This is a genomic window from Cobetia sp. 1CM21F (genome assembly GCF_023161745.1).
Lineage (GTDB): Bacteria > Pseudomonadota > Gammaproteobacteria > Pseudomonadales > Halomonadaceae > Cobetia > Cobetia amphilecti.
The window spans coordinates 151303-178236 of the sequence record NZ_JALNTQ010000001.1; the positions used below are offsets into that span (position 1 = coordinate 151303).

A 26934-nucleotide genomic window follows, 5' to 3' on the forward strand; every position below is an offset into this window, starting at 1 on the left:
AGTAAGTCGAAGCGTTGGAACCCGAAAAAGCTGAAACTCAGCCTTCCACCACGGCGAGGATGTCGCTCTCGCTCATGATCAGCACCTCTTCGCCGTCGATTTTCTGCTTCTCGACGCCGTAGCCATCCTTGAAGATCACGGTATCGCCGACTTTCACGTCCAGCGGGCGAACTTCACCGTTTTCGAGGATGCGACCGTTACCGGCAGCGAGAATCTCGCCACGGGTCGGCTTTTCCTGGGCGCTGCCGGGCAGAACGATGCCACCTGCAGTTTTCTGTTCTTCTTCCACGCGACGAACCACGACGCGATCGTGCAAGGGACGAATGTTCATTGCTCACGTTCTCCTGATGGTAAATCCCGCCAGCTCCCGTTCTTTGTCGGTGAGTCTGGCGTTCAATGGGGTTGCCTACCGAGTGTTGGGCCCCGCCGCTGGGGGCGTGGCCGTTATCCATTGCACCGCTTTTATGGTGGCGGGGGGACAGCTTTCAAGTAGGCGATCATAAAAAAATTTCAAATCGGCGCATCTTGTGCGTCGCATGAAAGCTACGCACCCTGGGTGCAGTCTGTCTACCGCAAGGTTCCGCTAGATGAATCAACGGCTTGAGTGTATCCGAGCCATTCACCGTTGGCATATAGCTGGCAGCCTCCAGACGGTGTCCATTGGTACAAGACGCCAGAGGGTGGTCAGCGGCCAGGGCGAGCGTCATTGCAGGACGCAAGGGTTCGGGCGGGCAGCTCACAGAGCGCGAACCCGGTCAGTGACAGGCGCTGGGGCTGGCCAGTGCAGGACAGGAGAGGATAGGAGAGGACAGGAGGGGACAGCGTGATGGAGCCTGTGAGGCGAGATATCACGAATCAAAAAGGCCCGGCACTGGCGTTCCAGTACCGGGCCCATCGTTTTCAAACATGATTCCCAAGCAGACGATTGCGCGTGGTGCTTGTGCGTGGTGCTTGTGCGTGAGAAGGCGCTAGAGGCGCGGCTCGTCACGGCTGATGTAATCGCCTTCCAGTGGCTCGCCGGTCTGCTGGCTGCTGCCTTGCTGTCCTGCGTGGTTGTCGCTTGCGTGCTGCTGATCGCCACTGTTGCGTGATGCGCTGTCAGCACGGGCGTCGGCTTCCCAGTCACCCGTGCGGGTGCTGCGCGAGGTTCCCGTAGCCGAGAAGCGCCCCTTGAAGAAGCGCGCGATCGCACCATTGCCGCTCAGGCCACGCGTCAACAGTCCCCGTGAGGCGGGGAGCAGGCACAGCAGGCCGAAGGCGTCAGACAGAAAGCCCGGCGCCATCAACAGGGCACCGCCGAAGATGAGCGCCGCGCCTTCCATCAGCTCGCCGGAAGGCATCTCGCCACGTTGCAGGCGTTCCTGGGCGCGCATCAGTGTCGCGCGACCTTCGCGGCGAATCAGATGCAGGCCGACGGCGCCGGTGATCAGCACCAGCGCCAGGGTCGGCAGCAGGCCGATCTGGCTGCCAAGACTGAACAGCACCACGAAATCCAATAACCCGAACAGGGTAATCACTAACAGTATGGGCATCGTCTCTCCCGAAGCAGGTAAATGGCAGGTTGCGCCAATGCGTCAAGGGTAAACCAGCCGCCGGATGGGGAACAGTCGAATCGGGCTCATGAACGGGCCATGATCTGCTGATGAGCCGCTGATGGTCGGCGGCGTGGATGGCTGGCGCTGCAGGAGTAGCGGTGCCATGCTGAACGATGCTGCATGTTGCAGTGCACAATAGAGGGCTGGACAGGCAGAGCCCATCGCGTCCGCAGGGGGCGGGCCGAGGCTCACTCATCAGCATTCCCTGCTTTCGCGCACGCTGTTGCTGGCGTGCGTTGACGCCGTCAGTGCGTTGCGTTGGCGGATCTCGCCTGCGTTGAGGCAGGACACGCCGCGATCTGTTGCACTGCATCATGAGAATTCACCGCGAGCTGGCAGCGGGCGTCATCGCGAGGCATTCTCTGTCACGATGACGCTCAACACTGAAGGACGCGGTGCGGGACACTCGACACATAGATCGTGACGCCCGTACGGCATGCGGGCCTCGCATCCGGCAGACGTTCCTCACTGCCGGCAGACAACCTGGGAGACGGGACATGAAGCTTGACGACAAGGTCATCGCGATTACGGGCGGCGCTCGTGGGCTGGGGTTGGCCATGGCGCGCTATCTGGGCGAGAAGGGAGCGGTACTGGCGCTGCTGGACATCGAACAGGACGGCCTGGATGACGCCGTCGCGAGTCTGGAGGCTGCAGGCATCAAGGCGCAGGGTTTCGTGACCAATGTCGCGGAAGAGGATTCCGTCACGGCGGCCTTCTCGGCCATCAAGGGCGCATTGGGGCCGGTGAGCGGTCTGGTCAACAATGCCGGCATCACCCGCGATGGGCTGCTGATCAAGGCGCGTGATGGCGTGGTGGAGAAGACCATGTCGCTGTCCAGCTGGCAGCAGGTCATCGATGTCAATCTGACCGGTGTCTTCCTGTGCACGCGTGAAGCGGCCAGCCAGATGATCGAAGCCGGCCAGCCGGGCGTGATCGTCAATATCTCCAGCATCTCGCGCGCCGGCAACATGGGGCAGAGTAACTACACCGCCGCCAAGTCCGGTGTCGCGGCGCTGAGCGTGACCTGGGCCAAGGAGCTGGCACGCTACAGGATTCGCGTCGGTGCCGTGGCGCCGGGCTTCATCGCCACCGAGATGACCGCCGGCATGAAGCCGGAGATGCTCGACAAGATCAAGAGTGGCATCCCGATGCGCGACCTGGGGCGCCCGGAAGATATCGCCAGCAGCGTGGCCTTCATCTTCGACAATGACTACTTCACCGGGCGAGTGATCGAATGTGATGGTGGTCTGCGCATCTGACCCGATGGCTGGCGTCAGCCGATGAGACCCAAGCCCCCGCGATGGCAGCATCGTGGGGGCTTTCTCTTGAGGCGATGCATCCAGCGCAGGCCGCTGCGCGTAGAAGTCAGTATTGCCATTCATTGCTACAAGGAGACACGTCATGCAACGTCGCCAATTCATGGGGCTGGTGCTGGGGGCGGGCGCGATGCTGGCGCTGCCCAGGCTGTCTGCCGCGCGTCCGGAGCTCGAGCTCGAGCGTGGCGCGGACATCACGCCGCTGACCCTCGAGGAAGACGAATGGCGTGCCCGCCTGAGCCCGGAGCAGTATCGCGTACTGCGCGAGGAGGGCACCGAGCGTGCGGGCTCCAGCGAGCTCAACAAGGAGCATCGCGACGGCGAGTATCGCTGTGCCGGTTGTGATCTGGCGCTGTTCTCTTCTGCCACCAAGTTCGAGTCCGGCACCGGCTGGCCCAGCTTCTTCGATCATATCGAAGGGCGCCTTCTGACCAAGACCGACTACGGGCTCATCTGGCCGCGTACCGAATATCACTGCGCGCGCTGCGGCGGGCATCAGGGGCATGTCTTCGAGGATGGCCCCGAACCCACCGGCCTGCGCTGGTGCAACAACGGTGTCGCGCTGCGCTTCGTGCCCGCGTGAGGCGCTTGGGAGGCATCCCGGTTGTCGCAGTGAGCGGCTAAAGCAATCTTGCCGCTTTGTGGTAACGTGACGACATCGTGATACAGACGGCCCGGTCGATTCCACGACCGGGCCGTCTGTATATTGCCGCATGAATTCTGCTGTAAGGGACTGACGTTTCATGGACGCTACTGCAACTGACGCTACCACCTCCCGTCCTGCACCGACGCTGTCGCCCGCTGCCACCACTCGCCGCATCCAACAGGCGCTGGCAGGTGAGCTTGGGGTGCGCGAAGAACAGATCACCGCCACCGTCGAGCTGCTGGATGGCGGCGCGACCGTGCCGTTCATCTCGCGCTACCGCAAGGAAGCCACCGGCGGGCTCGATGACACCCAGATGCGTCAGCTCGAAGAGCGCCTGCGCTATCTGCGTGAGCTGGAGGAGCGGCGTCAGGTCGTGCTCGAGTCGATCGCCGAGCAGAACAAGCTGAGCGCCACGCTTGAGCGGGATGTGCTGGCCGCCGACAGCAAGCAGCGTCTGGAAGATCTCTATCTGCCGTATCGCAAGAAGCGCCGTACCAAGGCCCAGATCGCGCGTGAAGCGGGGCTTGAGCCTCTGGCTGATGCGCTGCTTGCGGACCCGACGCTGGAGCCGGAGGCTCAGGCGGCCGGTTTCGTCGCTGCCGACAAGGACGTGGCCGATACCAAGGCGGCGCTGGATGGCGCCAAGCAGATTCTGATGGAGCGCTTCGCGGAGGACGCCGCGCTGGTCGGTCGCCTGCGTCAACGTCTGTGGGACGATGGCATCCTCAGTGCGCGCGTCATGAAGGGCAAGGAGCAGGAGGGCGCCAAGTTCTCCGATTACTTCGAGCATGACGAGCCGCTGCACAAGGCGCCCTCGCACCGTGCGCTGGCCATGCTGCGTGGTCGCAACGAAGGCGTGCTGAGTCTCGCGCTCAAGCTTGAAGGCGAAGATGAGTTGCCGCGTCACCCGATGGAAGGCGCCATCGCGGCGCATTTCTCCATCGAGGATCAAGGGCGCGCCGCGGACCGCTGGTTGAAGGAAGTGGTGCGCTGGACCTGGCGCGTCAAGCTCTATACCCATCTGGAGAGCGAGCTGATCGGCCGCCTGCGCGAGCGCGCCGAGCAGGAGGCCATCCAGGTCTTCGCCGACAACCTGAAGGACCTGCTGCTGGCGGCGCCGGCGGGCCCCAAGGCCACGCTGGGTCTGGACCCGGGTCTGCGTACCGGCGTCAAGGTCGCGGTGGTGGATGCCACCGGCAAGTATGTCGATCAGGCCACCATCTATCCGCATGCGCCACACAATCGCTGGGACGCCTCGGTGGCCGAGCTGGTCAAGCTGGTCGAGCGGCATGACGTCGAGCTGATCGCCATCGGCAACGGCACCGCCTCGCGCGAGACCGACAAGCTGGCCGCCGACGTGCTGACGCGCCTGTCCGGCCGTCGCCTGCAGAAGGTGATGGTCAACGAGGCCGGGGCGTCCATCTACTCGGCTTCGGAATATGCGGCGCGCGAATTCCCGGACCTGGACGTGACCATCCGCGGCGCGGTCTCCATCGCCCGTCGTCTGCAGGATCCGCTGGGTGAGCTGGTCAAGATCGAGCCCAAGTCCATCGGTGTCGGCCAGTACCAGCACGATGTCAGTCAGGTGCAGCTGGGGCGCAGCCTGGAGGCCGTCGTCGAGGATTGTGTCAACGGTGTCGGCGTCGACCTCAACATGGCCTCAAGCGCGCTGCTGTCACGCGTCGCGGGTCTCAACACCACGCTTGCCGAGAATATCGTCGCGCACCGTGATGCCAACGGCCGTTTCGCCTCGCGCCAGGAATTGCTCAAGGTCAGCCGGCTGGGCCCGCGCACCTTCGAGCAGTGTGCCGGTTTCCTGCGTATCGCTGCGGGCAAGAATCCACTGGATGCCAGTGCCGTCCACCCGGAGGCCTATCCGCTGGTCGAACGCATCGCCAAGGCGCACGGGCGTGATCTGCCGAGTCTGCTGGGTGACAGCGCCTTTCTGCGCACCGTGAAGCCGACGGAATTCACCGATGAGCACTTCGGCCTGCCGACGGTGACCGATATCCTGCGTGAGCTGGACAAGCCGGGACGTGACCCGCGCCCCGAATTCCGCTTCGCCGAGTTCAAGGAAGGTGTCGAGACCCTCAAGGACCTCGAACCGGGCATGAAGCTTGAGGGCGTCGTCACCAACGTGACTCACTTCGGAGCCTTCGTGGACATCGGCGTGCATCAGGACGGCCTGGTACACATCTCTGCCCTGTCGCAAAAGTATGTTGCCGACCCGCGCGAGGTGGTCAAGGCGGGCGATATCGTCAGCGTCAAGGTGATGGAAGTCGACATCCCGCGCGCGCGCATCGCGCTGAGCATGCGCATGAGCGATACTCCCGCCGAGAAAGGCGCGGAAGGCGAGGCGCGACGCGGCGCAGAGGGTGGTCGCGGTGGGCGCTCGCAAGGTGGCGGTGGCCGTCAGGAGCGCGGTGGTCGCGGCAGCAATTCTGGCGCGAGCGGCGGCGCGGCACCGGCCAACAATGCGATGGCAGCAGCATTGCTCAATGCGCGCAAGTCGAAATCATAAGCCTTGAAAGCATTTTTTACGCGCCCATAATGTGGGCATACTGACCTGACGCGAACGGTACCTGCCGTTCGCGTCTTGCATGGCATCCGGTGCAGCACGCGGGCCATGGTCATCCAATTCGACCGGAGAGGCTGGGCTTCTCCCCATGCGAAAGGGTTCATACCTTGTCCGAGCAACTCGCGTCCGCCATTGCGCGACTCACGCCCCAGGCCCGTCAGGGTCTCTTCGGGCGCCTGCGCCGTGGTATCGAGAAGGAAGGCCTGCGGGTTACCGCTGGCGGTGACATCAGCCAGACGCCGCATCCGCGTTCTCTGGGGTCGAAGCTGACCCACCCGTACATCACCACGGACTATTCCGAGTCTCTGCTCGAGTACATCACCCCGGTGTTCACTCGTCCCAAGGAGTCGCTGGAGTTTCTGGCTGACCTGCATCGTTTCAGCTATCGCAACCTGGGCGATGAGCTGATCTGGCCGGCCAGCATGCCGCCGCGTCTGCACGGCAATGACAGCGTGCCGATCGCCGATTACGGCACCTCCAACAGCGGCACCATGAAGCATATCTACCGCAAGGGGCTGGACGTCCGCTACGGGCGCATCATGCAGTCGATTGCCGGTATCCATTACAACTTCTCGCTGCCGGATGATTTCTGGAGCCTGCTGCAGGGGCTGGAAGGGGCAGAGGCGGAAGATGCGCGCGACTTCCGCTCGCGTCGCTATTTCGAGCTGATCCGCAACTTCCGTCGTCACAGCTGGATCCTGCTCTATCTGTTTGGCGCCTCGCCGGGCATCGATGAGAGCTTCCTTGACGGCGGCAATGATGATCGCCTCAAGCGTCAGGCGGACCGCAGCCTGGTCTCGGCCTACGCCACCAGCCTGCGCATGTCGGACCTGGGCTATCAGAACAAGGTGCAGGCGCAGCTCAAGATCTGCTTCAACTCGCTGGACAACTTCGTCGGCACGCTGCGTCACGCCATCGTCACGCCGTGGAAGGACTACGAGAAGCTGGGCGTCAAGCAGGCCGATGGCAGCTGGTCGCAGCTCTCCAGCAACATCCTGCAGATCGAGAACGAGTACTACTCCGACATCCGTCCCAAGCGCGTCACCCGGCAGAACGAGACGCCCAGCCAGGCACTGGAAGGGCGTGGTGTCGAGTACATCGAAGTGCGCTGTCTGGATCTCAACCCCTTCCTGCCGGTCGGGATCGACGAGACGCAGATCCGCTTCCTCGATACCTTCCTGATCTGGTGTCTGCTGACCGAGAGCCCGTGGATAGACGACGAGGAATGCGCCACGCTCGACAACAGCAAGCGTCGCGTGGTCGAAGCCGGGCGTGATCCGGAACTGACCCTGAGCGTCAATGGTGAAGAGCGTCGCCTGCGCGATCTGGCGGCCAACATCATGGATGAGCTGGGCGAAGTCGCGGGCCTGCTCGACAGTGGTGACAAGACGGGCAGTGCGCACCGTGATGCGCTGGCGGCGCTCGCGCCGCGCTTCGACGATGCCCAGACCACACCGTCGGGCCGTCTGCTGACCAGCATGCTCGACAACGGCAGCAACTTCGTCGACGAAGTGCTGGCACTGGCCAAGGGTCAGGCCGAGCAGTTCAAGTCAGAGCCGACGGAGCGTGCGCGCGGCTATCTGCTCGATCAGCTGGTCGAGACCTCGCTGCAGCAGCAGGGCGATATCGAGAAGGGCGATCATCAGGATTTCGACACCTTCATGGCCGAGTACTTCGCGTCCGCCCATGGTACGCAACCGGCGTGATCTCGTGACGCAACGCCAATTCATGTTCAGGTCATCGCGACACGGCATGATAGGCATCAGTCGCTGATAGTGACGGATTCGCTATCGCTTCATCATCGGCGCCTCAGGCTTGAGGCGCCGATGATGTATGTGGCCTGTGCAGCCAGACTGAGCGCGGCTGCGGGGCACGACGTGGTGCAAGCCTCAATGCAGTCGCAGGGCCTTGATGGTCTTGCGGCTGCGTCATTTCTCACCCATGACTCCACTGGAGTTCCACCGGCAAGGACGGCAAATGACACAAGCGGACAAACAATCGGGACAGCAGCCGGTCGCGCGCAAGGGCGGGCTTGCCCGCCTGGCGAGCTGGAGCGGGCGTCAATGGTGTCTGTTGGGAGCGCTGGGGTGCGCCTTTTTGCTGGGCGTGGCCTTCGTGCTGCAGTTCGCCTTCGATCTGGCGCCGTGTTCGCTGTGCATCTTCCAGCGCGTGGCGGTGGCCGTGGCCGGCGTCTTCTTCCTGCTGGGAGCCTTGCATGGCCCCGGACGCATCGGCACGCGCATCTACGCGCTGGGCGCACTGGCCGGCAGCATTGGCGCGGTCGTGCTGGCGGGTCGCCATATCTGGCTGCAGTCACTGCCGCCGGATCAGGTGCCGGCCTGTGGCCCGGGCCTCAACTACATGCTGGAAGTGCTGCCGGTATGGGACGTGATCACCCAGGTGCTCAACGCCTCCGGTGAGTGCGCCCAGATCAGCGCGCAATGGCTGGGGCTCTCGATCCCGCAGTGGTCGTTGATCGGCTTCTGTGGGCTGGCGCTGGTACCGCTGGCGATGCTGTGGAGCAGCTTCCGCCGTTGAGGCAATATGCCCTGCCACCATGGTGGGGGGTTGGCAGCGTGCACGGCATGGAGGATAGTGGGTTGGCAGCGGGGCGAGCACCGGATGTCAGCCCCTATCGTTCGGGTCATGCCAGAGGAGGCGCCCATGCTGGAGGAATGCACCACTGCGGCGGAACGCTTTCGTGGCGTTCATCAGTTGGTTGATCGCTGGCTGGACCAGCGACGCGAGATGCTGGTCTGCTTCATGGATCTGCACGAGGCCTGCGTCAATGACCTCGAGCAGCTCGAGATGACACGCGTCAATCGCTTCATCGAGCTTTTGATGGACTACATCTCTGCGGGGCATTTCGAGGTCTATCCTCAGCTCAAGGAAGAAGGTCGTGTCTTCGAGGACACCGCGGCACTGGCGGTCTGCGAGCAGCTGATGCAGCGCCTGGAGCCTTCCACCGAGCTGGTGCTGTCCTTCGATGAGGATTTCTCCAGCCCTACCCGCTGCCAGCACTATCGTGCCCGACTGCCAGAATGGCTGGCCCGTCTGCAGCAGGGGCTGACCGAGCGCTTCGCGCTGGAGGATCAGCTGATCCAGCGTCTGCATGCGGTGCACGAGCCTATTGCCCAGTCGGCCCCGTCGGTGTCCTGAGGCCGCCTCCCGCCAGGCTCTCATCAACAGGCGCCCATCAAAAAGCCCCGCCAGCATTCGCTGGCGGGGCTTTTTGATGCTCATCCCGATGCATGTCTCGCAAAGAGGCTTACATCAGTGAGGAGGCTTCCGGACGCTCGATCTCGGTCAGTTCGATCTCGCCGGTCAGCAGATCACGCTCGAAGGTTTCCTTGTCGATGTTGAAGCCAAGGAATTCCTGGGCGAGATACATGTCCTTCTCGGCGTTGCCCAGACAGCTGGTGCCACCCGGTGACGGCGTCATGTTGAAGACGATGCCGGTGCCCGGATTGATCTTGGCTTCGCCCATCACGAGCTTCTGCTTGCTCTTGTCGATCAACTGCGGACGAACGCCACCGAAGCCCTTGGCGAAGCTGACGTCCTTGACGTCCAGGCTCGGCACGATCTTCTTGATGTCGCCGTGGAACAGACGCTCACGCAGCACCGGCACCTCGAACATGAAGTTCTTGAAGATGTAGTTGCGGATGTCGCGCACCTTCATCAGGTCCCACAGGGCCTTGACGACGTTGCGGTCCATGCGCAGCACCTTGAGGAACTCCCAGAAGGTCTTGCCGTTGTAGCGCTCCAGCAGCGGCAGCATCAGGGCGGTCGGGCCGAAGCGGGTCTTGCCTTCCACCAGCACGTCCGGGTCGCCGTGGACGGCGGCGAACGGCAGGTTCTCGTTCTGGATGGTGTAGACCTTGCCGTTGAGCACCTTCGGGGTGAAGTAGAAGGAGCCGGCCATCGGCAGGCAGGACTTGTCCAGGCCGTAACCCATCTTGTGGGCGAACAGCAGGGAGTGACCGCCGGCGCTGACCACGACATAGCGTGCGCTGAGCTCGCCCTTGTCGGTCTTGACCTTGTAGACGTCACCTTCCTTGCGGATGTCTTCCACGGCGGTCGAGAGGCGAACGTCGAAGTTCATGCCTTTCTCGGCCGCTGCCTTCTCGCCTTCGCTGACGAAGGCTTCCGACAGGGTGGTGTAGTTGACGGCGGTATATTCGTCGGTGGAACCCAGCGCGACGATTTCCTCGTCAGGACGACGACCTTCCACCACCTTCGGCTCCAGCTCGGCGATGTCATCACGCTCGAGCAGCTTCAGGTTGGGGAACAGCTGCTTGAAGGTGTCGAAACGCTTGCGCAGGAACTGGCATTCCTTGGCACCGACCGCCAGCACCATCTTCGGATACTTGTAGACGATGTGATCGCGCTCACTCTCGCTGAGCTTGGTGGCGAAGTTGACCACCATGCCCGCGGTGCGCTTGGTCACACGCGCCTTCTCGACCGTGTAATTGGTCTCGATGTCGCCGCAGTGAATGGTCTGGGAGTTGTTGCGACCGTGCGAGTTGACGATCGCGACGTGGTCGTACTTTTCCACCAGGCCGACCGACTTGAGGTCGGTGTAGCGGGCGAGTTCATAGAGAAGGGCGGTGCCGGACACGCCGCCACCCACAATCAGGACATCGTATGTCGTTGAGGACATGGCTGCTCACGCTCAAGGTTGGTGAGGGACATCCCCCGGACCCGACCGGGATTCCGGAGGCCGTCCTGCCGTGACGGGGCAAAAGTTGCCGCACCAGGCTCGACGGTTCGATGGACACACATTATAGACACATCTTGTGCGAAATGATTCAGCAAATAAGGTCGACTTTATGGTGAATGCTTGTAGCCACATGAAAACCTTATAGCTGAGGCTGCTCGACCTTATGGATCGATAAAAACGATGTAAATCAGTCTCTTATCAGTCGCGCAGCGAAATGATCCGCCAATCGCGCGCGTCAGCGGCGGCGCGCAGTTGCTCATCCGGGTCCACTGCGATGGCAGTATCGACACGCTCCAGCAGCGGCAGGTCATTGATGGAGTCGCTGTAGAAGGTGCTGCCATCCAGGGTGTGGTCACGCTCGGCCAGCCAGGCCTCGAGGCGGGTCACCTTGCCGGCCTGGAAGCTGGGGACGCCGCTGACGCGACCGGTGTAGCGGCCGTTGACGATCTCGGGCTCGATGGCGATCAGCTCATCGACGCCCAGGCGGTCCGCGATGGGAGCAGTGATGAAGCGATTGGTGGCGGTGATGATCAGCAGGGTGTCGCCGCGTGCCCGGTGACGTGCCAGCAGCTCTTCCGCCCGCGGCAGGATGATGGGCTCGATCTTGGCGGCCATGAACTGCTGGTGCCAGGCCGCCAGCTGCTCCGGACTGTTCTCGGACAACGGCTTGAGTGAGAAGGCCAGGTATTCGTGAATGTCCAGCTCGCCACTCTGGTAGAGCTGGTAGTAGCGCTCGTTGGCTTCACGGTAGACGTTGGCGTCGACAGCGCCCTGTTCGACCAGAAATTCGCCCCAGGCGTGATCACTGTCCCCGGCGATCAGGGTATTGTCGAGATCAAAGATGGCCAGACTCACGGAAAACTCCTTGCTCTGCCCAGCCACACACGGCTGGGCGACAGACACGGACAACAGAGCACGATAGGGTGCCGGCCCAGTGTTTGCGCGGGTGTACGGTGGCCGACGAGCAGTCTCGCACGGCCGTGTTGCACTGCAATAGCGTGAAGGCAGCGATTATTGCAGAGGTGCTCGGGCTTTCACACCGCCAAACCGCGTATTGAAGCGCTTTCAGCCTTTGTGGAAGAATGGTTTCAATTAACGAATCAAAGGTGACATCCGTGATCGACGCTGACGGCTTTCGCCCCAACGTTGGCATCATCATTGCCAACTGTGAGGGCCAGCTGCTCTGGGCGCGCCGGGTAGGACAGAATGCGTGGCAGTTTCCGCAAGGGGGCATCAAGCCAAACGAGACACCGCAACAGGCGCTGTTTCGTGAACTCGAAGAAGAGATCGGCCTGAAAGCTGAGGACGTCGAGATACTGGCCTGCACCCGTGGATGGCTGCGCTACCGGTTACCCAGACGCATGGTAAGAACGCACTCCCGACCGATCTGCATCGGTCAGAAGCAGAAGTGGTTCCTGTTGCAGATTCGCTGTCAGGACAACCGCGTAAGTGTGGATACCACGCCCAACCCTGAATTCGATGGCTGGCGTTGGGTAAGCTACTGGTATCCGCTGGGGCAGGTCGTGGCCTTCAAGCGTGAGGTCTATCGGCGCGCCCTGCGTGAGTTGGCGCCGCGTCTGCAGCGTCTGGTGGACACCGAGCGGCTCAAGGCGCTCGCCGAGGGGCCATCGCTGCATGAGGCGCGGGGCGCCTGCGGGACGCCTGGCGCCAGTGGCTCACCGGTCGCTACTGCCAACGCGGCGGCCAAGGGGCTCGATGGCACAGGTGCCGCAGATTCCGGGGCCGATGGCGCCGGCTCCGAGGGTCACGGGCGACATTCGTCCGGCTGATGGCGTTGATGGGCGCGGGTGGCTGAGCGTGGGTCACGCCGCCTTGGCTGAGCAATCACCTTCTCGACGTCTTCGATGCGCGAGATACACCATGCTTGAGGTACTCCATGCTTGAGGTGCTACGTCGTATCGTTCAGGAGGTCAATGGCGCACGTTCTCTGGACGCGGCACTGGCGACCATGGTGTTGCGCATACGCAAGGCCATGAAGACGGACGTCTGCTCCGTCTATCTGCTGGCACCGGAAAGCGATCGCTTCGTGCTCAAGGACACCATCGGTCTGCGCTCGTCGTCGGTGGGGCAGGTCAGTCTGGCACGTGGCGAGGGCCTGGTCGGGATGGTGGCGCTCAGAGAAGAGCCGCTCAACCTCGAGGATGCGCCCGCACATCCCCAATTCCGTTATTTCGAGGAGACCGGAGAGGAGCGTTTCTCCAGCTTCCTCGGTGTCCCCATCATCCATCAGCGTCGCGTGCTCGGGGTGCTGGTCATCCAGCAGCACGAGAAGCGCCGTTTCGATGAAGGTGAGGAAGCCTTCCTTGTCACCCTCGGCGCGCAGCTGGCGGGAGTGCTGGCCCACGCCCTGGCCACCGGGGCGCTGGGCAAGCTGGCCGGTACCAGCGGCCAGGCGACCTTCTCCGGCGTGGCCGGCTCGCCCGGCATCGCCATCGGCAAGGCCTTCGTGCTGTCTCCGCCTGCCGACCTGGACGCTGTCCCCGACCTGATCCCCACCGATATCGAATTCGAGATCGCACGCCTCAAGGAGGCGATCAACGCCGTGCGCGAAGAGATTCGCGTCGCGGCGGAGCGTCTCGCCAGTCGTATCTCCACCCAGGAACATGCGCTGTTCGAGGTCTATCAGCAGATGCTGGGCGACGCGGCGCTGGGGCAGGAAGTCGAGAAGCGCATCCGTGAAGGACAGTGGGCGCCGGCGGCGCTGGCCGATATCGTGCGCCGCCATGTGCAGTATCTCGAGCGGGTCGATGACGACTATCTGCGCGAAAGAGCCGCCGACATACGGGATCTTGGGCGCCGCGTGTTGTCACATCTGCAGGAAGAGGGTGACAGCGGTCCGATCGAATACCCGGAAAACACCATCCTCATCGGTCACGAGATCAGCCCCGCCACGCTGGGGGAAGTCCCGCGTGAACGCCTCAAGGGGCTGGTCGCGGTCAGTGGCTCGAGTACCTCGCATGTCGCCATCCTGGCGCGTGCGATGGGGATTCCCACCGTGCTGGGCATGGTGGATCTTCCGTTGTCGCGACTGGGCGGTGCACCGGTCATTCTCGATGGTCACCGTGGTCGACTGGTAGTGCGTCCCGAGCTTGAGCTCGGCGCCTACTATTCACGGTTGATCGAGGAGGAGCAGGCGTTGAGTGCGCTGCTGGAACAGGAGCAGGATCTGCCAAGTGTGACCCCGGATGGTCATGTTCTGCCGCTGATGGTGAATACCGGCCTGGCGCTGGATTCCGTCGCGTCGCTCAAGTCGCGGGTCGGCGGGGTCGGGCTCTACCGCACCGAAGTACCGTTCATGATGAGTGACCGCTTCCCCAGCGAGCAGGAGCAGGCGCGTCTTTATCGTGAGCAGCTGCTGGGCTTCGCGCCGCTGCCGGTCACCATGCGCACGCTGGATATCGGCGGCGACAAGGACCTGCCCTATTTCCCGATCAACGAGGCCAATCCCTTCCTGGGCTGGCGGGGTATCCGGGTGACGCTCGATCACCCCGAGGTGCTGATGGTGCAGCTGCGGGCCATGCTGCGTGCCGCGGAAGGGCTGGACAATCTGCGCATCATGCTGCCGATGATCTCGGGAATCGAGGAAGTCGATGCGGCGCTGGCGCTGGTCAATCGGGCGCTGGTCGAGCTGGCCGAAGAGGGCATCAACGTCTCGCGACCGAGTGTCGGCGTGATGATCGAGGTGCCGGCGGCGCTCTACCAGCTGGAGGCGCTCGCCACCCGGGTCGACTTCTTCTCGGTAGGCTCCAATGACCTCACCCAGTATCTGCTGGCGGTGGACCGCAACAACCCGCGCGTGGCGAGTCTCTACGATGCCTGCCATCCGGCGGTGTTGCGCGCCCTGGCGCGTCTGGCGGAAGAGTCGCGTGCGCTCAAGATGCCGGTGAGCGTCTGCGGTGAGCTGGCGGGCGACCCCGCCGGGGCCTTGCTGCTGCTGGGCATGGGCTTTGACAGTCTGTCGATGAATGCCCCGAGCCTGCCGCGCGTGCGTGCGGCCATTCGGCGGGTGTCACTGGGTGCGGCGCAGGGGCTGGTGGACGAGGTGCTGTGTCAGCCCACCGCCGATGAGGTTCATGACCTGTTGCTCCACCGCCTGCAGGCCTGGGATCTGGCCCATCTGCTGCCGCCGCGCGACAACGCGCCTGTGGCACAGAAGGCTGGTGAGACGACTAGCTGAGCCGCCAGCTGCCGATATCTCCTTCCTCGTCGCTCCCCGTGGCGAGCAAGCGGGTCATGGCCCTGCGGCTGGCGATGGTATGGCCCTCAGGGCTGAAACGGCGCTCCAGCAGGGTCAAGGTCTGCACCACTCCGGACGGATCAGTCGTATCCCTTGTCGGGTGGCGTTGCCAGCGCACCAGGGTCGAGGCCCGCGTGCCATATTCGGCGCTGACGATAAACGGGCTGGACAGCAGGGCTTCGCGTTCGGGCGAGAGTCCGGTGGCCGGTAGCTGAGTCGGCGCGGGCCGCCAGTCATCCTTGAGCAGGTCGAGCAGCGCGTCGTCGCTCAATGGCCGTGCGGTTGTCTGACCGGCACGGACTGACGGGTCGAGGAGGGCTGCCAGGCGGCCGCTCAGGCGTCGTTGCTTGGGCCAGTCGCTCCCGGGATGGCCATTGCTCAGGCTATGGATGCCCGCGCCGAGGCGGGTCACCTCGGCCCCTTGCGGGCCATGATGCAGGCGCCACAACGCCTTGCCATCGCAGACCAGCAGGTTGCACCAGTCCACGGCCTCAAGCGTCAGCGCAGAGAGCTTCTGTGCATCCGCTCCCTCCAGTGCCGCGGGCACGCTCTCTCCCGCGACCAGTGCGCGCAACCAGTCTTCAAGGCGCCAGCGTGAGCATCGGCCCAGCGCCTGACGCGCCGCGGCCGCGACCAGCTGGCCACGGCTGATGCTGGCCGTCGGGGCAGGGTGGTCCAGCTGGCGCACATTGGTCAGCGTGGCGAGGCTGCCGGCGGGGTGCATGACCAGCCAGCCGCCGCCGGCCACCAGGTCGCGTCCGCCGCACAGGACACCATCCGGCCACACGCAGAGCCCGGCGGTGGCGCGTGCGTGAAACTCATCCCGGTTGCCGATCAGTAGCAGGCATTCGCCCTGCGGCGAGTCCGGTTGCCAGTCAAATGCCATCAGGCACATGTCGCCACTCCATCAGGGGGTCGGGAGAAAATAGCGCCTCTGTCACGCTGGCACTGCATGACGCCTGACGGCGGCTTGCGTATGCTGCTGCTTTGTCTCGACAGCTTGCGCTGGTCAGCGGTCGGGCTTGCCGACGCCTCACCTACAGGATGCTTTCAGATCATGTTCTCGCGCCGTGCTTCCTCTGTCGAGCCACCGCCCGCGGCGGCGGTGGCTTCGAATGCCCAGAATCCCGCCAGTGGCCTGGAGAAGGTCTGGGCGCGCATGATTCGGCTGACGGCTGGCCCGCTGCTGCTGGCGGAGCTGGCGGTGGCGTTGAGCTTTCTGGTCGGGGCCGCCGTGGTCTGGGACAGCACGCAGCATGCCGCCGTCGATAGCGCGCTGGGGGAGCTCCGGCAGGAGCATGCGCTGGCCACGGCGCTGGTCAGCGAGCGCCTGGAAACCCAGCAGCGTCGCCTGCAGATTCTGGCGCGCTATGCACGGCGCCATCTCGACTTCGGGGCCAACGGGAGCAGCGCCTATGACGATGGCCTGGACCAGTTCTCGCTCACCGAGCAGGGCCAGTTGTTCAGGCCGGTATCGCGTGGGGGAGCCGCACTCTACGGCGAATTCGCAGGACCGTTGAGCGATGAGGATCGCGATGCCGGGCGGCGACTGATGCATATGCAGTGGCTGCTGTCGGACCTCTACTCGTCGGACCCCCTGATCTCACGCCTGTTCGTGAGCCTCGATAACAGCATGGTCATGCTCTATCCCTGGTTCAACGTGCTGGACGCCTTCGCACCGGGCAGCGATTTCATGCCCTATACCGGGGTGCTGCCGGACACCGTGCGTCAGCTTGCCGAGAACACCGACAATGGTGCGGCGCGCGTGGTCTGGCTGCCGCCGCATCCGGGGCCTGCCGGTCTGCCGCAGATCACGGCGCTGGCGGAGGTCTCTCTCAGCAATGGCCAGAAAGCGCGTGTCGGGCTGGATCTCGCGCTGCCGCAGATGGAGGCGCGCCTGCTGCTGCCGGGGCATGCCCCCTCGGATGCCTTCTGGCTGGTCGATGACCACCTGAACGTCTGGGCGGCCAGCAGCAATGTCGGCGACGGCCATTCCCGGGAGCTGCCCGCGGATATCGCCCGCGCGATGGATACCAGCCTGCGCGGTGCCACGCTGGATGATCCGCACGGGACACAGGTGGTGGTGTGGGACAGCTTGCCGGTCACTGGTTGGCGCCTGGTGTCCAGCACGCGACTCGAGGTGCCCGGCCAGGTGCCGCTGCTGACCCTGTTGCTTGGCAGTGGTGGCGCGCTGCTGCTGGTGTTTGCCGTCGTCATGCTCATCTTGCAATGGCGGCTCAGGCGCATGGACCAGCGCCTGGGGCAGCCCTTGGAGTGGTTGGCGCGCCAGAGCGAGCGTATCGAGAACGGTGAGGTGATGGAGGAGTACCCGCCGGTGGGGCGGCAGGCCTATCCGGCGGATGACATCCTGCGGCGTCACCGTGGGGCCGTGGCCTTGCTGCGTCGTGGTCGTGGCCATGAGCTGGATGCCTTGCCGCTGCCGGCCTTCGTGATGCGTCATGGGCTGTTGGCGATGGCCAACCCGGCCTTCGAGAAGCTGTTCGGGCTGGTATTGCATGAGGCGCTGGGGCGGTCGGTGGGCAGCTTGCTGATGCTGGAGCCCAATCCCAGCGTGCCCAGCAGTCGTGAACTCCGGGTACATGACGCCGAGGGGCGCATGCGGCGCATGCGCCTGGAGCTGTGTCGCTTCAACAATGACCCGGCGCAGGTGCTCGGCGTGATGATCGATGAGTCGGAACACGATCAGGCCAGCCAGCAGTTGCTGGTCGCGCGTGACCGTGCCCGCGAAGAGGCGCGTCTGAAGAGTGATTATCTGGACATGCTGCACGCTGAGCTGACGCCGCCGCTGCAAGGCCTGGTGCGCAAGCTTGGTCAGCTCAGGCGTGAGCGTCATATCGAGGATGCCGAGCTCAGCCTGCTGCAGGGCCGTCTCGACAGCGTGGCGCAACTGCTGGACGCTCTGACCGAGCGCGAGGAAGTGGTACGGACGCCGCTGGAAGAGAATGACTTCTCGCCGACCGAGACGCTGGGGGCGCTGCTCGAGGACATGCAGCAGCGCCATCATGATGTCGGTTGCCCCTTCGAGTGGCAGCTGGGGCCGATGCCGGAGGCATTGCGCGGTGATGTGCGCCGCCTCGCGCAGCTGTTCGAGCATCTGGCGGAAGGCTGCATGCGCCACGAAAGCGCCAGTCATCAATCTCTGCTACTTGAGCTGCAGCAAGCCTGTGAGCTGCCGGCCTGTCGCGATGCAGCGTTCTCTGCAGAGGGCTCAGACGACGAGGGCGCTGGCTGTTGCTGTCTGCGGCTCGAGCTGCGTGGACATGTCGGGCTCGATATCGGTCATCAATCGCCCTCGAGTCTAGTCATGGCGCGGCGCTTGATCGACGAGTTGGGCGGCAGCTATCGACAGATCAACCTGGACGATGAGCAGGCGCTGGAAATCCTGCTGCCGATGACATGGCCGGGCAAGCCGACCGAAACCCGCATTCTGGTGGTGGATGACGGGCCGGTGAATGCGATGCTGGCGCGCACGGTGCTCGGGCGGCAAGGGTTGTTGGTCGATACCGCCAGCAGCGGCGAAGAGGCGCTGGCCGCACGTGGCCAGCATTTCTACGCGCTGGTGTTCATGGATATCTTCATGCCCGGCATGGATGGCGTCAGTGTCAGCCAGCGCTGGCGCGAGCAGGAAGTCGCCGCCGGCAGTGAGCGGCGCAGTGTCATCATCGCGCTGACCGCCAATGCCAGTGAGGCCGATCGCGAGCGCTTCTTCGCCGCCGGGCTGGATGATTATCTGGGCAAGCCCTACCGCCCTCAGGCGCTGATCGACAAGGTCAGCATGTGGCTGCCTGACGTGACGCTGACGCCACGCGCGTCCGGCAGCGGCGAAGGTCCAGCATCAACAGACGGCTGACGGTCATGGCGCTGAGAGGCCCGGGCCATTCTCGGCGGACAGTCACCACAATGCAGCATGAAAGGAGTCGGGTATGTGGTGGTGGTATCCCTTGTTGGGCGCAGTCGCCGGCATGATTGCGGGGTTGTTCGGGATCGGCGGAGGGCTTGTCATCGTGCCGGTGCTGGCCGCGGCTTTCGTGCTGCAAGGCGTCGCGCCGGAGGTGTTGATGCATCTGGCGATCGGCACCTCGCTGGCCACCATCGTGGTGACCTCGCTGTCGTCGGCACGGGCGCATCATGAGCGCGGTGCGGTGCGCCTCGATTGGCTCAAACGCCTGTTGCCGGGGCTGGTGGTCGGCACCGGGCTCGGCGTGGTGCTGGCCAGTGAACTGAGCGGTGAGACGCTCAGGCTGGCGTTCGGCGTCTTCGTGCTGCTGGTGGCGGCCAAGCTCGGGCTGGATCTCAAGGTGGGTCAGATGGCCCAGGCGCCCGGGCGGGTCGGCCAGTTCGTGGGCGGCAGTACCGTCGGCGTGATTTCCTCGCTGTTTGGCATCGGTGGCGGCACGGTGATGGTGCCGATGCTTTCCAGCTGGCAGGCGCGCATGACCGAAGCGGTGGGGACCGCCGCCGCGGCAGGCTTCCCCATCGCGCTGACCGCCGCACTGACCAACATCGTGGTCGGCTGGCATGCCCCCAATCTGCCGGAGCACGCCATCGGCTATGTCCATTGGGTGGCGTGGCTGGGCATCGTGCTGGCGTCCGTGCCGTTTGCGCGCCTCGGGGCGCGGCTGGCGCATGCCTTGCCGGCTCTGCTGCTCAAGCGCCTGTTCGCGCTGATTCTGGTCATCGTCGGACTGCGGTTTCTGCTGGCGTGAGCGGGAATGCGCTGCTTCAGGCAGGTCGTGTTCATGCTTTGACTGTTATGCTCTGCCCGCCCGAGAGGCGATGACTGCATCGCCCAGTACGTTGGTAGAGCCCGACTTCCTCATTCAAGGTTTTCACATGTTGCAATATCCTGAGATCGACCCCGTGGCGCTGGCGCTGGGGCCCTTCAAGATTCATTGGTACGGGTTGATGTACGTGATCGGTTTCGCGGCGGCCTGGGGGCTGGCACGAGCACGTCGCGCACGCGTCGGCCTGAGTCAGGACGCGGTAGGCGACCTGATCTTCTTCGGCGCCCTGGGCGTGGTGCTGGGTGGCCGCCTGGGGTATGCGCTCTTCTATGGCTTCGACAAGCTGCTGGCGGACCCGGTGTGGATCTTCAAGGTCTGGGATGGCGGCATGAGCTTCCATGGTGGCCTGCTGGGCGTGTTGATCGCGATGCTGATGTTCGCGCGTCGTCATCAGCTGACCTTCTTCCAGCTGACCGATTTCATCGCGCCGATGGTGCCGATCGGGCTCGGTGCAGGGCGGCTGGGCAACTTCATCAATCAGGAGCTGCCGGGTCGCATCACCGATGTCTCCTGGGGCATGGTCTACCCGCTCTACGGGCCGGAACCGCGTCATCCCTCGCAGCTCTATCAGTTTGCACTGGAGGGCGTCGCGCTGTTCGCCATCCTGTGGTTCGTCTCGCGTGAACCGCGCCAGAAAGGCTTGATCTCCGGCCTTTTCCTGCTCTGCTACGGCTGTTTCCGGTTCATCACCGAATTCTTCCGTCAGCCGGACTCCCAGCTCGGCTTCATCGCCTTCGACTGGCTGACCATGGGCCAGTTGCTGTCGCTGCCGATGGTGCTGTTCGGGCTGCTGTTGATGGCCTGGTCGCGCGGTCAGGAAGTGGCGCAGCCGCCGGTACCTCGCGCCTCCTGAGGGACAATGCAGACGTGAATACAGGGGGCGATCGGTGTAAACTGGCCCCCTGCCAGATACGCAAGAACGCGGCCATCGGGCCGCGTTCTTGCGTATCTGGCAGCGTCAAATATCGTCAAGTGAACGATTCGAATTCATGAAGAGGCTGGTGCAGGGCGATCCACGGCACCGCTCGCTGCGCCAGCCTCTGACACGCCGTACGGACTCGCCACCATGCAACCCTATCTAGATCTGATGCGCCATGTGCTGGAAAACGGCACACAAAAGGGCGATCGCACCGGCACCGGCACTCTGAGTGTCTTTGGCCACCAGATGCGCTTTGATCTGGCCGAAGGCTTTCCGCTGGTCACGACCAAGAAGCTGCACCTGCGCTCGATCATCCACGAGCTGCTGTGGTTCCTGAAGGGCGATACCAACATCGCCTACCTGAAGGAAAACGGCGTGCGTATCTGGGACGAGTGGGCCGATGAGAATGGCGACCTCGGGCCGGTATACGGTTACCAGTGGCGCAGCTGGCCGAACCCGCAAGGTGGTTCCGTCGACCAGATCAGCCAGCTGATCGAGCAGATCAAGACCAACCCGGATTCGCGCCGGCTGATGGTCTCGGCCTGGAACCCGGCGCTGGTGGACGAGATGGCGCTGCCGCCTTGTCATGCACTGTTCCAGTTCTACGTCGCCGATGGTCGCCTGTCGTGCCAGCTCTATCAGCGCAGCGCGGACATCTTCCTCGGCGTGCCGTTCAACATCGCAAGCTATGCGCTGCTGACCCAGATGGTCGCGCAGGTGTGTGGCCTCAAGCCGGGCGAGTTCATCCACACCCTCGGCGATGCCCACCTTTACAGCAATCATCTCGAGCAGGCGCGTGAGCAGTTGACGCGTGAGCCGCTGGCGCTGCCGCAGCTGGTGTTGAATCCGGAAGTCACGGATCTGTTCGACTTCACCTTCGATGACATTGCCATCGAAGGCTATGAATCCCATCCGCATATCAAGGCGCAGGTGGCTGTATGAGCGATAATGAATTCTCTCCGCTGACGGCGGCGGCTGACACCGTCGTGCCCGTCGCGATGATTGCCGCCATGTCGGTCAACCGCGTGATCGGCGTCGACAACCAGTTGCCGTGGTATCTGCCGGAAGACCTGAAGTTCTTCAAGCATGTCACCCAGGGCAAGCCGGTGATCATGGGACGCAAGACCTTCGCCTCCATCGGCAGGCCGCTGCCCAACCGCCTCAACATCGTGGTCACGCGTGACAGCGAGTTCAGTCACGATGGCGTGCGGGTCTGCAGTGACCTGGCCGCCGCGCTGAGCATGGCGGACCACCACGCGATGATCGAAGGCGTGGATGAGATCATGGTGATCGGTGGCGGTCAGATCTACGCCCAGGCGCTGCCGGTGGCGACGCGCCTCTATCTCACCGAGGTTGCGGTCGAGATCGAGGGCGATGCCCATTTCCCGGCGCTGGATGCGAGCTGGCAGGAAGCGCAGCGCGTCCCGGGGGAGAGCGGTGAGGGCCTGCCGGCCTATGACTTCGTGCGCTTCGAGCGCCGCGACGTCTGAGCCACTGGCTGGCCGGCGTGACCTTTACAGTCAGCAGGTACTGACACAGACTGGTGCCAAACGGAACTGCCCATAGCGTGCAAGGGAGGCTCAGGCCTTGACGATGGATCGCCTCGAAGCGCTGTATTCTGCGCTTGAACATGAAGCCGACACACAGCGACAGCAGCGTGACACAGAGCGCCAGGCCCGTGCGGCCCTGGAGTCGGAAAATGCCCGCCTGCGCGATGCGCTGGCCCAGCTGGAGCAGCAGGCAACGTCTGCAGCCACGGCAGATGCCGATGCGCATCAGCATGCCCTGGCAGAAGTCGAGCGTGCACTGGCCGCGGAGCGTCATGAGCGTGAGCAGCTCGCTGAGCAACTCGCGGCGGCGCGCCAGACACTGCAGGAGCAGCAGGCGCAGTTAAGCGCGGTGAATGAGGCGTTGCTGGCGCGAGATGCGCAATTGCGTGAACTGGTTGAGCAGGCTGAGCAGGCTTCTGCGCCGCAACCCTCCACGAATGCGGAGGCGGGTCTGGCAGCGCAGCAGGAGGCGCAGGCGGAACGCCTGGCCTCAGAGCGCCTGAACGTGAGTCAGCCGGCAGCTGCCGCGCAGTCAGCGACGGCTGCTGATTTGTCCGAGGCTCAGGTGTCGCAAGCCCAGGTGTCGCAAGCCCAGATGTCGCAAGCTCAAACGCCGCAAGCTCAGGTACCGCAGGAGCAGGAAGCGCATCAGCAGAACGAGGCCGAGCAGGGCGAGGCCCCGCAGGCACAGCAGGCTTCTCAGCCTGAGTCGGCGCCTTCTCCCCATGCGCTGCTCAAGCAGTGGTACAAGCGCTATCCGGATACCTTCTTCAAGGGCCACACCCGGCCGCTGAAGATCGGCATCCATATCGAGCTGCTGGAAAACGAGCCCTGGGATGACAAGCTGGTGCGGCGCGCGCTGGCGGGTTATGTCCATCTGCCGCGGTATCTGAAGGCGGTACGGGCGGGCACGCAGCGCGTGGACCTCTCGGGTCAGTCGGTGGGTGCCGTGACGGAAGATGAGGCACGCCATGCCCGTCAGCAGCTCGATGAGCTGACGCGCCAGCAGAAGGCGCGGGAAGAGCAGGCGACCGATCAGCGTATCAGCCACAAGCTCAGCGAGCTGATGACCAAGCACCGTCCCTGAGAATGTGCTGGCAGGTGGTGCGACAGCTGGTGAAGACGCTCGATCGACAATGATCGGTGCTAACAGATAAGGCCCCTGTGCGGATTCCCGCACAGGGGCCTTGTCGTTGATGGGCGGAAATCCGCACAACTCCTCGCAAATCGCCGGCGCCGGCGGAATTCGGCTCACTTGTGCGCGAGTTATGTGCGAACTGTGCGTCTTCAACTCATTGAATTGTCCGGATTATTTCGTCTATCTGGCGGCTGTGGCGCAATGCTCGCAGTGTCTCGGCTATCCCTGCTCGCGCCGCACCTCTGCGCGGCTTCGTGTCGGAGCCGCGCAGACGGGATATCGAATGCCCTACAAGACCAACAATATCCGCAATTCAAGAGGATTCGCCATGCGCCTTATCAAGCCAGCCCTGACCGCCCTGAGTGCCGCCATCCTGTTTGCCTCAGCGACGGCCATGGCCGACCCGATCACCATCAAGTTCTCCCATGTGGTGGCGGAAAATACCCCCAAGGGCCAGATGGGCAAGAAATTCCAGCAATTGGTAGAGGAGCGTCTGGGCGACAAGGTGGAAGTCGAGCTCTACCCCAGTTCGCAGCTGTACGGGGACGACAAGGTGCTGGAAGCCATGCTGCTGGGCGATGTGCAGCTGGCCGCACCGTCACTGTCCAAGTTCCAGAAATATACCGATCAGCTGCAGGTCTTCGATCTGCCTTTCCTGTTCAAGGACATGGGCGCTGTCGAACGCTTCCAGAGCAGCGAGACGGGTCAGTCATTGCTGACATCGCTGGAATCCAAGGGGCTGGTGGGGCTCGGTTATCTGCATAACGGCATGAAGCAGCTGTCCGCGTCATCGCCGCTCAAGACACCGGAGGATGCCGATGGCAAGAAATTCCGCATCATGACCTCCGATGTGCTCGAGGCCCAGTTTGACGCGGTGGATGCCGTCTCGCTGAAGAAGCCGTTCTCCGAGGTCTTCATCCTGCTGCAGACCAAGGCCATCGACGGCCAGGAGAATACCTACTCCAACATCTACTCCCAGAAGTTCTTCGAGGTGCAGCCGTACATCACCGAATCCAACCACGGGGTGCTGGATTACATGGTGGTGTCCTCGGCGCGCTTCTGGAATGGCCTGCCGGATGACGTGCGTGGTGAGGTCAAGTCGGCGCTCGATGAGGCCATCGTCTACGGCAACCAGCTCTCCGAAGCCAAGAACATGGAGGCCAAGCAGGCCATCATCGATTCAGGCCAGAGCGAGATCATCACGCTCGACGATGCCCAGCGTCAGCAGTGGGTCGACGCCATGAAGCCGGTATGGGGCGAGTTTGCCGAGGATATCGGTCAGGACATCGTCGACGCCGCGGAAGCTGCCAACCAGTAAGTCATCAGGCCATCCATCACTTGCCCCATCTTGAGCGCCAGGACATCGGCGATCTCGCGTGGGGCAAGTGTCCTTGAGCGACATGAGGATTTTTGCCATGGCACTACGATGGCTTCACAAGGCGGAAGAGACGCTATTCTCTCTGCTGCTGGTAGCGATGGTGCTGCTGGTCTTCGTCGAGGTGGTGTTGCGCTTCGTCTTCAATACCGGCATCAGCTGGTCACAGGAGGCCACGCTGTATCTGGCGGGCTGGTTCGTGCTGATCGGCGTGTCCTGGGGCGTCAAGCAGGGCGCGCACATCGGCGTGGATGTCGTGGTCAAGATGCTGCCGATGCTCTGGCAGCGCGTGGCGACCTTGCTGGCGCTGGCGATCTGCATGGCGTACTGCGTGATGCTGCTGGTCGGCAGTTATGAATATCTCTCGCTGATGAAGATGATCGGCATCGAGCTTGAGGACATCGCGATTCCCAAGTGGTACGCCCTCACCATTCTGCCCATTGCCATGTTGCTGCTGATGCTGCGCTTTGCGGTACTGGGCTGGAAGGTGATTCGTGGCGATGCCAGTGGCTTCGGCTTTCATGACGAAGGCGAGGACAGCATGCATCTGGTGCAGTCGGACGCGCCGGATGGCCAAGACAACGGCGATGTTGGCCGTGACAGTGATCAGGGAACACCACGATGACCATAGCCACTCTGTTTGCGCTGCTGTTCGGCGGCATCTTTCTCGGCATGCCGATCGCCTTTGCGCTGGGCTTCTCGAGCGTCACCACGATCCTGCTGTTTTCCAGTGACTCACTGGGGTCGGTGGCGATCAAGCTGTTCGAAGCCCTGTCGCATCACTACACCCTGCTGGCGATCCCGTTCTTCATTCTCTCCAGCACCTTTCTCTCGACCGGTGGCGTGGCACGTCGCCTGATCACCTTCGCCACCGATGCCATCGGCCACGTGCGCGGTGGGCTGGCGATGGCCTCCGTATTGGCATGCATGCTGTTTGCCGCCGTGTCCGGCTCCTCTCCGGCCACGGTGGCGGCGATCGGCTCCATCGTGATCGCGGGCATGGTGCGCCAGGGCTATACCGAGTCCTTTGCGGCGGGCGTGATTACCAATGCCGGGACACTGGGCATCCTGATTCCGCCGTCCATCGTGATGCTGGTGTATTCCGCCGCCACGGAAGTCTCGGCGGCAAAGATGTTCATGGCCGGCCTGATTCCGGGCCTCCTGATGGGCGGTATTCTGATGGTCGCCATTTATATCGCGGCGCGGATCAAGAAGTTGCCGGCACAACCTTTCCCCGGCATGCGGGTGCTTGCGCGCTCCGGCCTGATCGCCATGGGCGGTCTGATGTTGATCTTCATCGTGCTGGGCTCGATCTATGGCGGCGTGGCCAGTCCCACCGAAGCCGCGGCCGTGGCCACGGTGTATGCCTGGTTCATCGCCGTGGTGGGCTATCGCGACATGGGGCCGTTGAAGAACGTGCCGTGGCGCAAGGGCAACGAAGCCTGGGGGAGTGCGGGGTTGCGCGCGCTGTGGCAGGTGCCTGCCGGGCTTCTGGGGTCCTTCACCGATCAGGAGGTCAAGAAGGTGGTACTGGATGGCGCGCGTGTCTCGATGATGCTGTTGTTCATCATCGCCAACGCGATGCTGTTCGCGCATGTACTGACCACGGAGCGCATTCCGCACACCATCGCCGAAACCATCATCGGCTGGGGACTGCCGGCGTGGGGCTTCTTGATCGTGATGAATCTGCTGCTGCTGGCGGCGGGCAACTTCATGGAGCCTTCGGCCATCCTGCTGATCATGGCGCCTATCCTGTTCCCCATCGCGACGCAGCTGGGGATCGACCCGATCCATCTCGGCATCATCATGGTGGTCAACATGGAGATCGGCATGCTGACACCCCCCGTGGGTCTGAACCTCTTCGTGACGGCGGGGATCACCGGCAAGCCGATGACCTGGGTCATTCGGGCAGCATTGCCGTGGCTGTCGCTGTTGCTGCTGTTCCTGGTGTTGATCACCTACGTGCCGGCTATCTCGCTGTTCCTGCCCAACTGGTTGAGCAGTTGAGGATCACTGCCTTCTGACAAGGTGCGA

Annotated in this window: 21 protein-coding genes and 1 pseudogene; 17 read left to right on the plus strand and 5 right to left on the minus strand. The window is 63.4% G+C overall.

The genetic code is table 11. The features are described from left to right. Positions 1–37: 37 nt before the first annotated feature. Both MSG32_RS00590 and MSG32_RS00595 read right to left on the minus strand, forming a co-directional pair. Positions 38–331, minus strand: coding sequence for a co-chaperone GroES (locus MSG32_RS00590; protein WP_043331438.1), 294 nt, complete (start codon positions 329–331; stop codon positions 38–40). Between the two features lie 637 nt (positions 332–968). Next, complete coding sequence (locus tag MSG32_RS00595; RefSeq protein ID WP_248376916.1) at positions 969–1532, minus strand: FxsA family protein; 564 nt, start codon at positions 1530–1532, stop codon at positions 969–971. Positions 1533–2092: 560 nt separating this feature from the next. On the opposite strand from MSG32_RS00595, the gene MSG32_RS00600 reads away from it, so the two are divergent. The 6 genes from MSG32_RS00600 to rsd all read left to right on the plus strand — a co-directional run bounded on the left by MSG32_RS00600 (position 2093) and on the right by rsd (position 9294). Further along, positions 2093–2854 (plus strand): SDR family oxidoreductase, encoded by a 762-nt coding sequence (locus tag MSG32_RS00600; protein ID WP_054555586.1) that lies wholly within the window; start codon positions 2093–2095, stop codon positions 2852–2854. A 142-nt stretch (positions 2855–2996) separates the two neighbouring features. Next, positions 2997–3494 (plus strand): peptide-methionine (R)-S-oxide reductase MsrB, encoded by a 498-nt coding sequence (msrB, locus tag MSG32_RS00605; RefSeq protein WP_054555585.1) that lies wholly within the window; start codon positions 2997–2999, stop codon positions 3492–3494. Between the two features lie 160 nt (positions 3495–3654). Beyond that, entirely contained in the window at positions 3655–6078 is a 2424-nt protein-coding gene (locus MSG32_RS00610) for a Tex family protein (protein WP_248376918.1), read from the plus strand. A gap of 164 nt (positions 6079–6242) precedes the next feature. Next, positions 6243–7841 (plus strand): glutamate--cysteine ligase, encoded by a 1599-nt coding sequence (gshA, locus tag MSG32_RS00615; RefSeq protein WP_082388318.1) that lies wholly within the window; start codon positions 6243–6245, stop codon positions 7839–7841. A gap of 271 nt (positions 7842–8112) precedes the next feature. Then, positions 8113–8673: a disulfide bond formation protein B gene (locus MSG32_RS00620; RefSeq protein ID WP_082388316.1), complete on the plus strand. Its 561-nt coding sequence runs from the start codon at positions 8113–8115 to the stop codon at positions 8671–8673. Positions 8674–8799: 126 nt separating this feature from the next. Then, positions 8800–9294: a sigma D regulator gene (rsd, locus tag MSG32_RS00625; protein WP_248376919.1), complete on the plus strand. Its 495-nt coding sequence runs from the start codon at positions 8800–8802 to the stop codon at positions 9292–9294. Positions 9295–9403: 109 nt separating this feature from the next. On the opposite strand, the gene MSG32_RS00630 is transcribed toward rsd, so the two are convergent. Both MSG32_RS00630 and MSG32_RS00635 read right to left on the minus strand, forming a co-directional pair. Next, positions 9404–10795, minus strand: a complete 1392-nt coding sequence (locus tag MSG32_RS00630; RefSeq protein ID WP_043331433.1) for an FAD-dependent oxidoreductase — start codon at positions 10793–10795, stop codon at positions 9404–9406. Between the two features lie 258 nt (positions 10796–11053). Beyond that, complete coding sequence (locus tag MSG32_RS00635; protein WP_054555583.1) at positions 11054–11710, minus strand: HAD family hydrolase; 657 nt, start codon at positions 11708–11710, stop codon at positions 11054–11056. Between the two features lie 260 nt (positions 11711–11970). Between MSG32_RS00635 and MSG32_RS00640 the strand changes: the two are divergent. Next, positions 11971–12444 (plus strand): annotated as a pseudogene (locus MSG32_RS00640) (RNA pyrophosphohydrolase); the annotation flags it as partial. A gap of 308 nt (positions 12445–12752) precedes the next feature. Next, a complete protein-coding gene (gene ptsP / locus MSG32_RS00645; protein ID WP_248376920.1) occupies positions 12753–15053 on the plus strand; it encodes a phosphoenolpyruvate--protein phosphotransferase in 2301 nt (766 codons plus the stop codon). Here the strand turns inward: ptsP and MSG32_RS00650 are convergent. Then, positions 15046–16008 carry an NRDE family protein gene (locus tag MSG32_RS00650; protein WP_248376924.1) on the minus strand — a complete coding sequence of 321 codons (963 nt, stop codon included), beginning with the start codon at positions 16006–16008 and terminating at the stop codon, positions 15046–15048. The genes ptsP and MSG32_RS00650 overlap by 8 nt on opposite strands. Before the next feature lie 162 nt (positions 16009–16170). Here MSG32_RS00650 and MSG32_RS00655 point away from each other — a divergent pair, with 162 nt between their 5' ends. The 9 genes from MSG32_RS00655 (at position 16171) to MSG32_RS00695 (ending at position 26907) form a co-directional block, all read left to right on the plus strand. Next, positions 16171–18984: a response regulator gene (locus MSG32_RS00655; RefSeq protein ID WP_248376925.1), complete on the plus strand. Its 2814-nt coding sequence runs from the start codon at positions 16171–16173 to the stop codon at positions 18982–18984. Positions 18985–19057: 73 nt separating this feature from the next. Then, the gene (locus MSG32_RS00660; protein WP_248376926.1) at positions 19058–19840 is read left to right on the plus strand and encodes a sulfite exporter TauE/SafE family protein; all 783 of its coding nucleotides are present in this window, start codon (positions 19058–19060) and stop codon (positions 19838–19840) included. A 127-nt stretch (positions 19841–19967) separates the two neighbouring features. Further along, on the plus strand, positions 19968–20771 hold the full coding sequence (lgt, locus tag MSG32_RS00665) for a prolipoprotein diacylglyceryl transferase (RefSeq protein ID WP_054555578.1): 804 nt from the start codon (positions 19968–19970) through the stop codon (positions 20769–20771). Positions 20772–20984: 213 nt separating this feature from the next. Then, positions 20985–21779, plus strand: coding sequence for a thymidylate synthase (locus MSG32_RS00670; protein WP_043331428.1), 795 nt, complete (start codon positions 20985–20987; stop codon positions 21777–21779). After that, positions 21776–22327 (plus strand): dihydrofolate reductase, encoded by a 552-nt coding sequence (locus tag MSG32_RS00675; protein ID WP_054555577.1) that lies wholly within the window; start codon positions 21776–21778, stop codon positions 22325–22327. The genes MSG32_RS00670 and MSG32_RS00675 overlap by 4 nt, the downstream gene beginning before the upstream one ends. Before the next feature lie 103 nt (positions 22328–22430). Next, a complete protein-coding gene (locus tag MSG32_RS00680) occupies positions 22431–23474 on the plus strand; it encodes a ProQ/FINO family protein (protein ID WP_248378386.1) in 1044 nt (347 codons plus the stop codon). A 379-nt stretch (positions 23475–23853) separates the two neighbouring features. Beyond that, positions 23854–24843 (plus strand): TRAP transporter substrate-binding protein, encoded by a 990-nt coding sequence (locus MSG32_RS00685; protein ID WP_043331540.1) that lies wholly within the window; start codon positions 23854–23856, stop codon positions 24841–24843. A 97-nt stretch (positions 24844–24940) separates the two neighbouring features. Further along, positions 24941–25525, plus strand: a complete 585-nt coding sequence (locus MSG32_RS00690) for a TRAP transporter small permease (RefSeq protein ID WP_248376928.1) — start codon at positions 24941–24943, stop codon at positions 25523–25525. Then, the gene (locus tag MSG32_RS00695; RefSeq protein WP_248376929.1) at positions 25522–26907 is read left to right on the plus strand and encodes a TRAP transporter large permease subunit; all 1386 of its coding nucleotides are present in this window, start codon (positions 25522–25524) and stop codon (positions 26905–26907) included. Before MSG32_RS00690 ends, MSG32_RS00695 begins: the two co-directional genes overlap by 4 nt. Positions 26908–26934 lie beyond the last annotated feature (27 nt).

Coding starts and splice junctions, on each gene's coding strand:
- MSG32_RS00680 (WP_248378386.1), top strand. CDS start 22,431: ATGGATCGCCTCGAAGCGCTGTATTCTGCGCTTGAACATGAAGCCGAC.
- MSG32_RS00650 (WP_248376924.1), bottom strand. CDS start 16,008: ATGTGCCTGATGGCATTTGACTGGCAACCGGACTCGCCGCAGGGCGAA.
- msrB (WP_054555585.1), top strand. CDS start 2,997: ATGCAACGTCGCCAATTCATGGGGCTGGTGCTGGGGGCGGGCGCGATG.
- MSG32_RS00600 (WP_054555586.1), top strand. CDS start 2,093: ATGAAGCTTGACGACAAGGTCATCGCGATTACGGGCGGCGCTCGTGGG.
- MSG32_RS00685 (WP_043331540.1), top strand. CDS start 23,854: ATGCGCCTTATCAAGCCAGCCCTGACCGCCCTGAGTGCCGCCATCCTG.
- MSG32_RS00590 (WP_043331438.1), bottom strand. CDS start 331: ATGAACATTCGTCCCTTGCACGATCGCGTCGTGGTTCGTCGCGTGGAA.
- MSG32_RS00655 (WP_248376925.1), top strand. CDS start 16,171: ATGTTCTCGCGCCGTGCTTCCTCTGTCGAGCCACCGCCCGCGGCGGCG.
- MSG32_RS00675 (WP_054555577.1), top strand. CDS start 21,776: ATGAGCGATAATGAATTCTCTCCGCTGACGGCGGCGGCTGACACCGTC.
- ptsP (WP_248376920.1), top strand. CDS start 12,753: ATGCTTGAGGTGCTACGTCGTATCGTTCAGGAGGTCAATGGCGCACGT.
- lgt (WP_054555578.1), top strand. CDS start 19,968: ATGTTGCAATATCCTGAGATCGACCCCGTGGCGCTGGCGCTGGGGCCC.
- MSG32_RS00630 (WP_043331433.1), bottom strand. CDS start 10,795: ATGTCCTCAACGACATACGATGTCCTGATTGTGGGTGGCGGCGTGTCC.
- MSG32_RS00595 (WP_248376916.1), bottom strand. CDS start 1,532: ATGCCCATACTGTTAGTGATTACCCTGTTCGGGTTATTGGATTTCGTG.
- MSG32_RS00620 (WP_082388316.1), top strand. CDS start 8,113: ATGACACAAGCGGACAAACAATCGGGACAGCAGCCGGTCGCGCGCAAG.
- MSG32_RS00660 (WP_248376926.1), top strand. CDS start 19,058: ATGTGGTGGTGGTATCCCTTGTTGGGCGCAGTCGCCGGCATGATTGCG.
- rsd (WP_248376919.1), top strand. CDS start 8,800: ATGCTGGAGGAATGCACCACTGCGGCGGAACGCTTTCGTGGCGTTCAT.
- MSG32_RS00610 (WP_248376918.1), top strand. CDS start 3,655: ATGGACGCTACTGCAACTGACGCTACCACCTCCCGTCCTGCACCGACG.
- MSG32_RS00670 (WP_043331428.1), top strand. CDS start 20,985: ATGCAACCCTATCTAGATCTGATGCGCCATGTGCTGGAAAACGGCACA.
- MSG32_RS00695 (WP_248376929.1), top strand. CDS start 25,522: ATGACCATAGCCACTCTGTTTGCGCTGCTGTTCGGCGGCATCTTTCTC.
- MSG32_RS00690 (WP_248376928.1), top strand. CDS start 24,941: ATGGCACTACGATGGCTTCACAAGGCGGAAGAGACGCTATTCTCTCTG.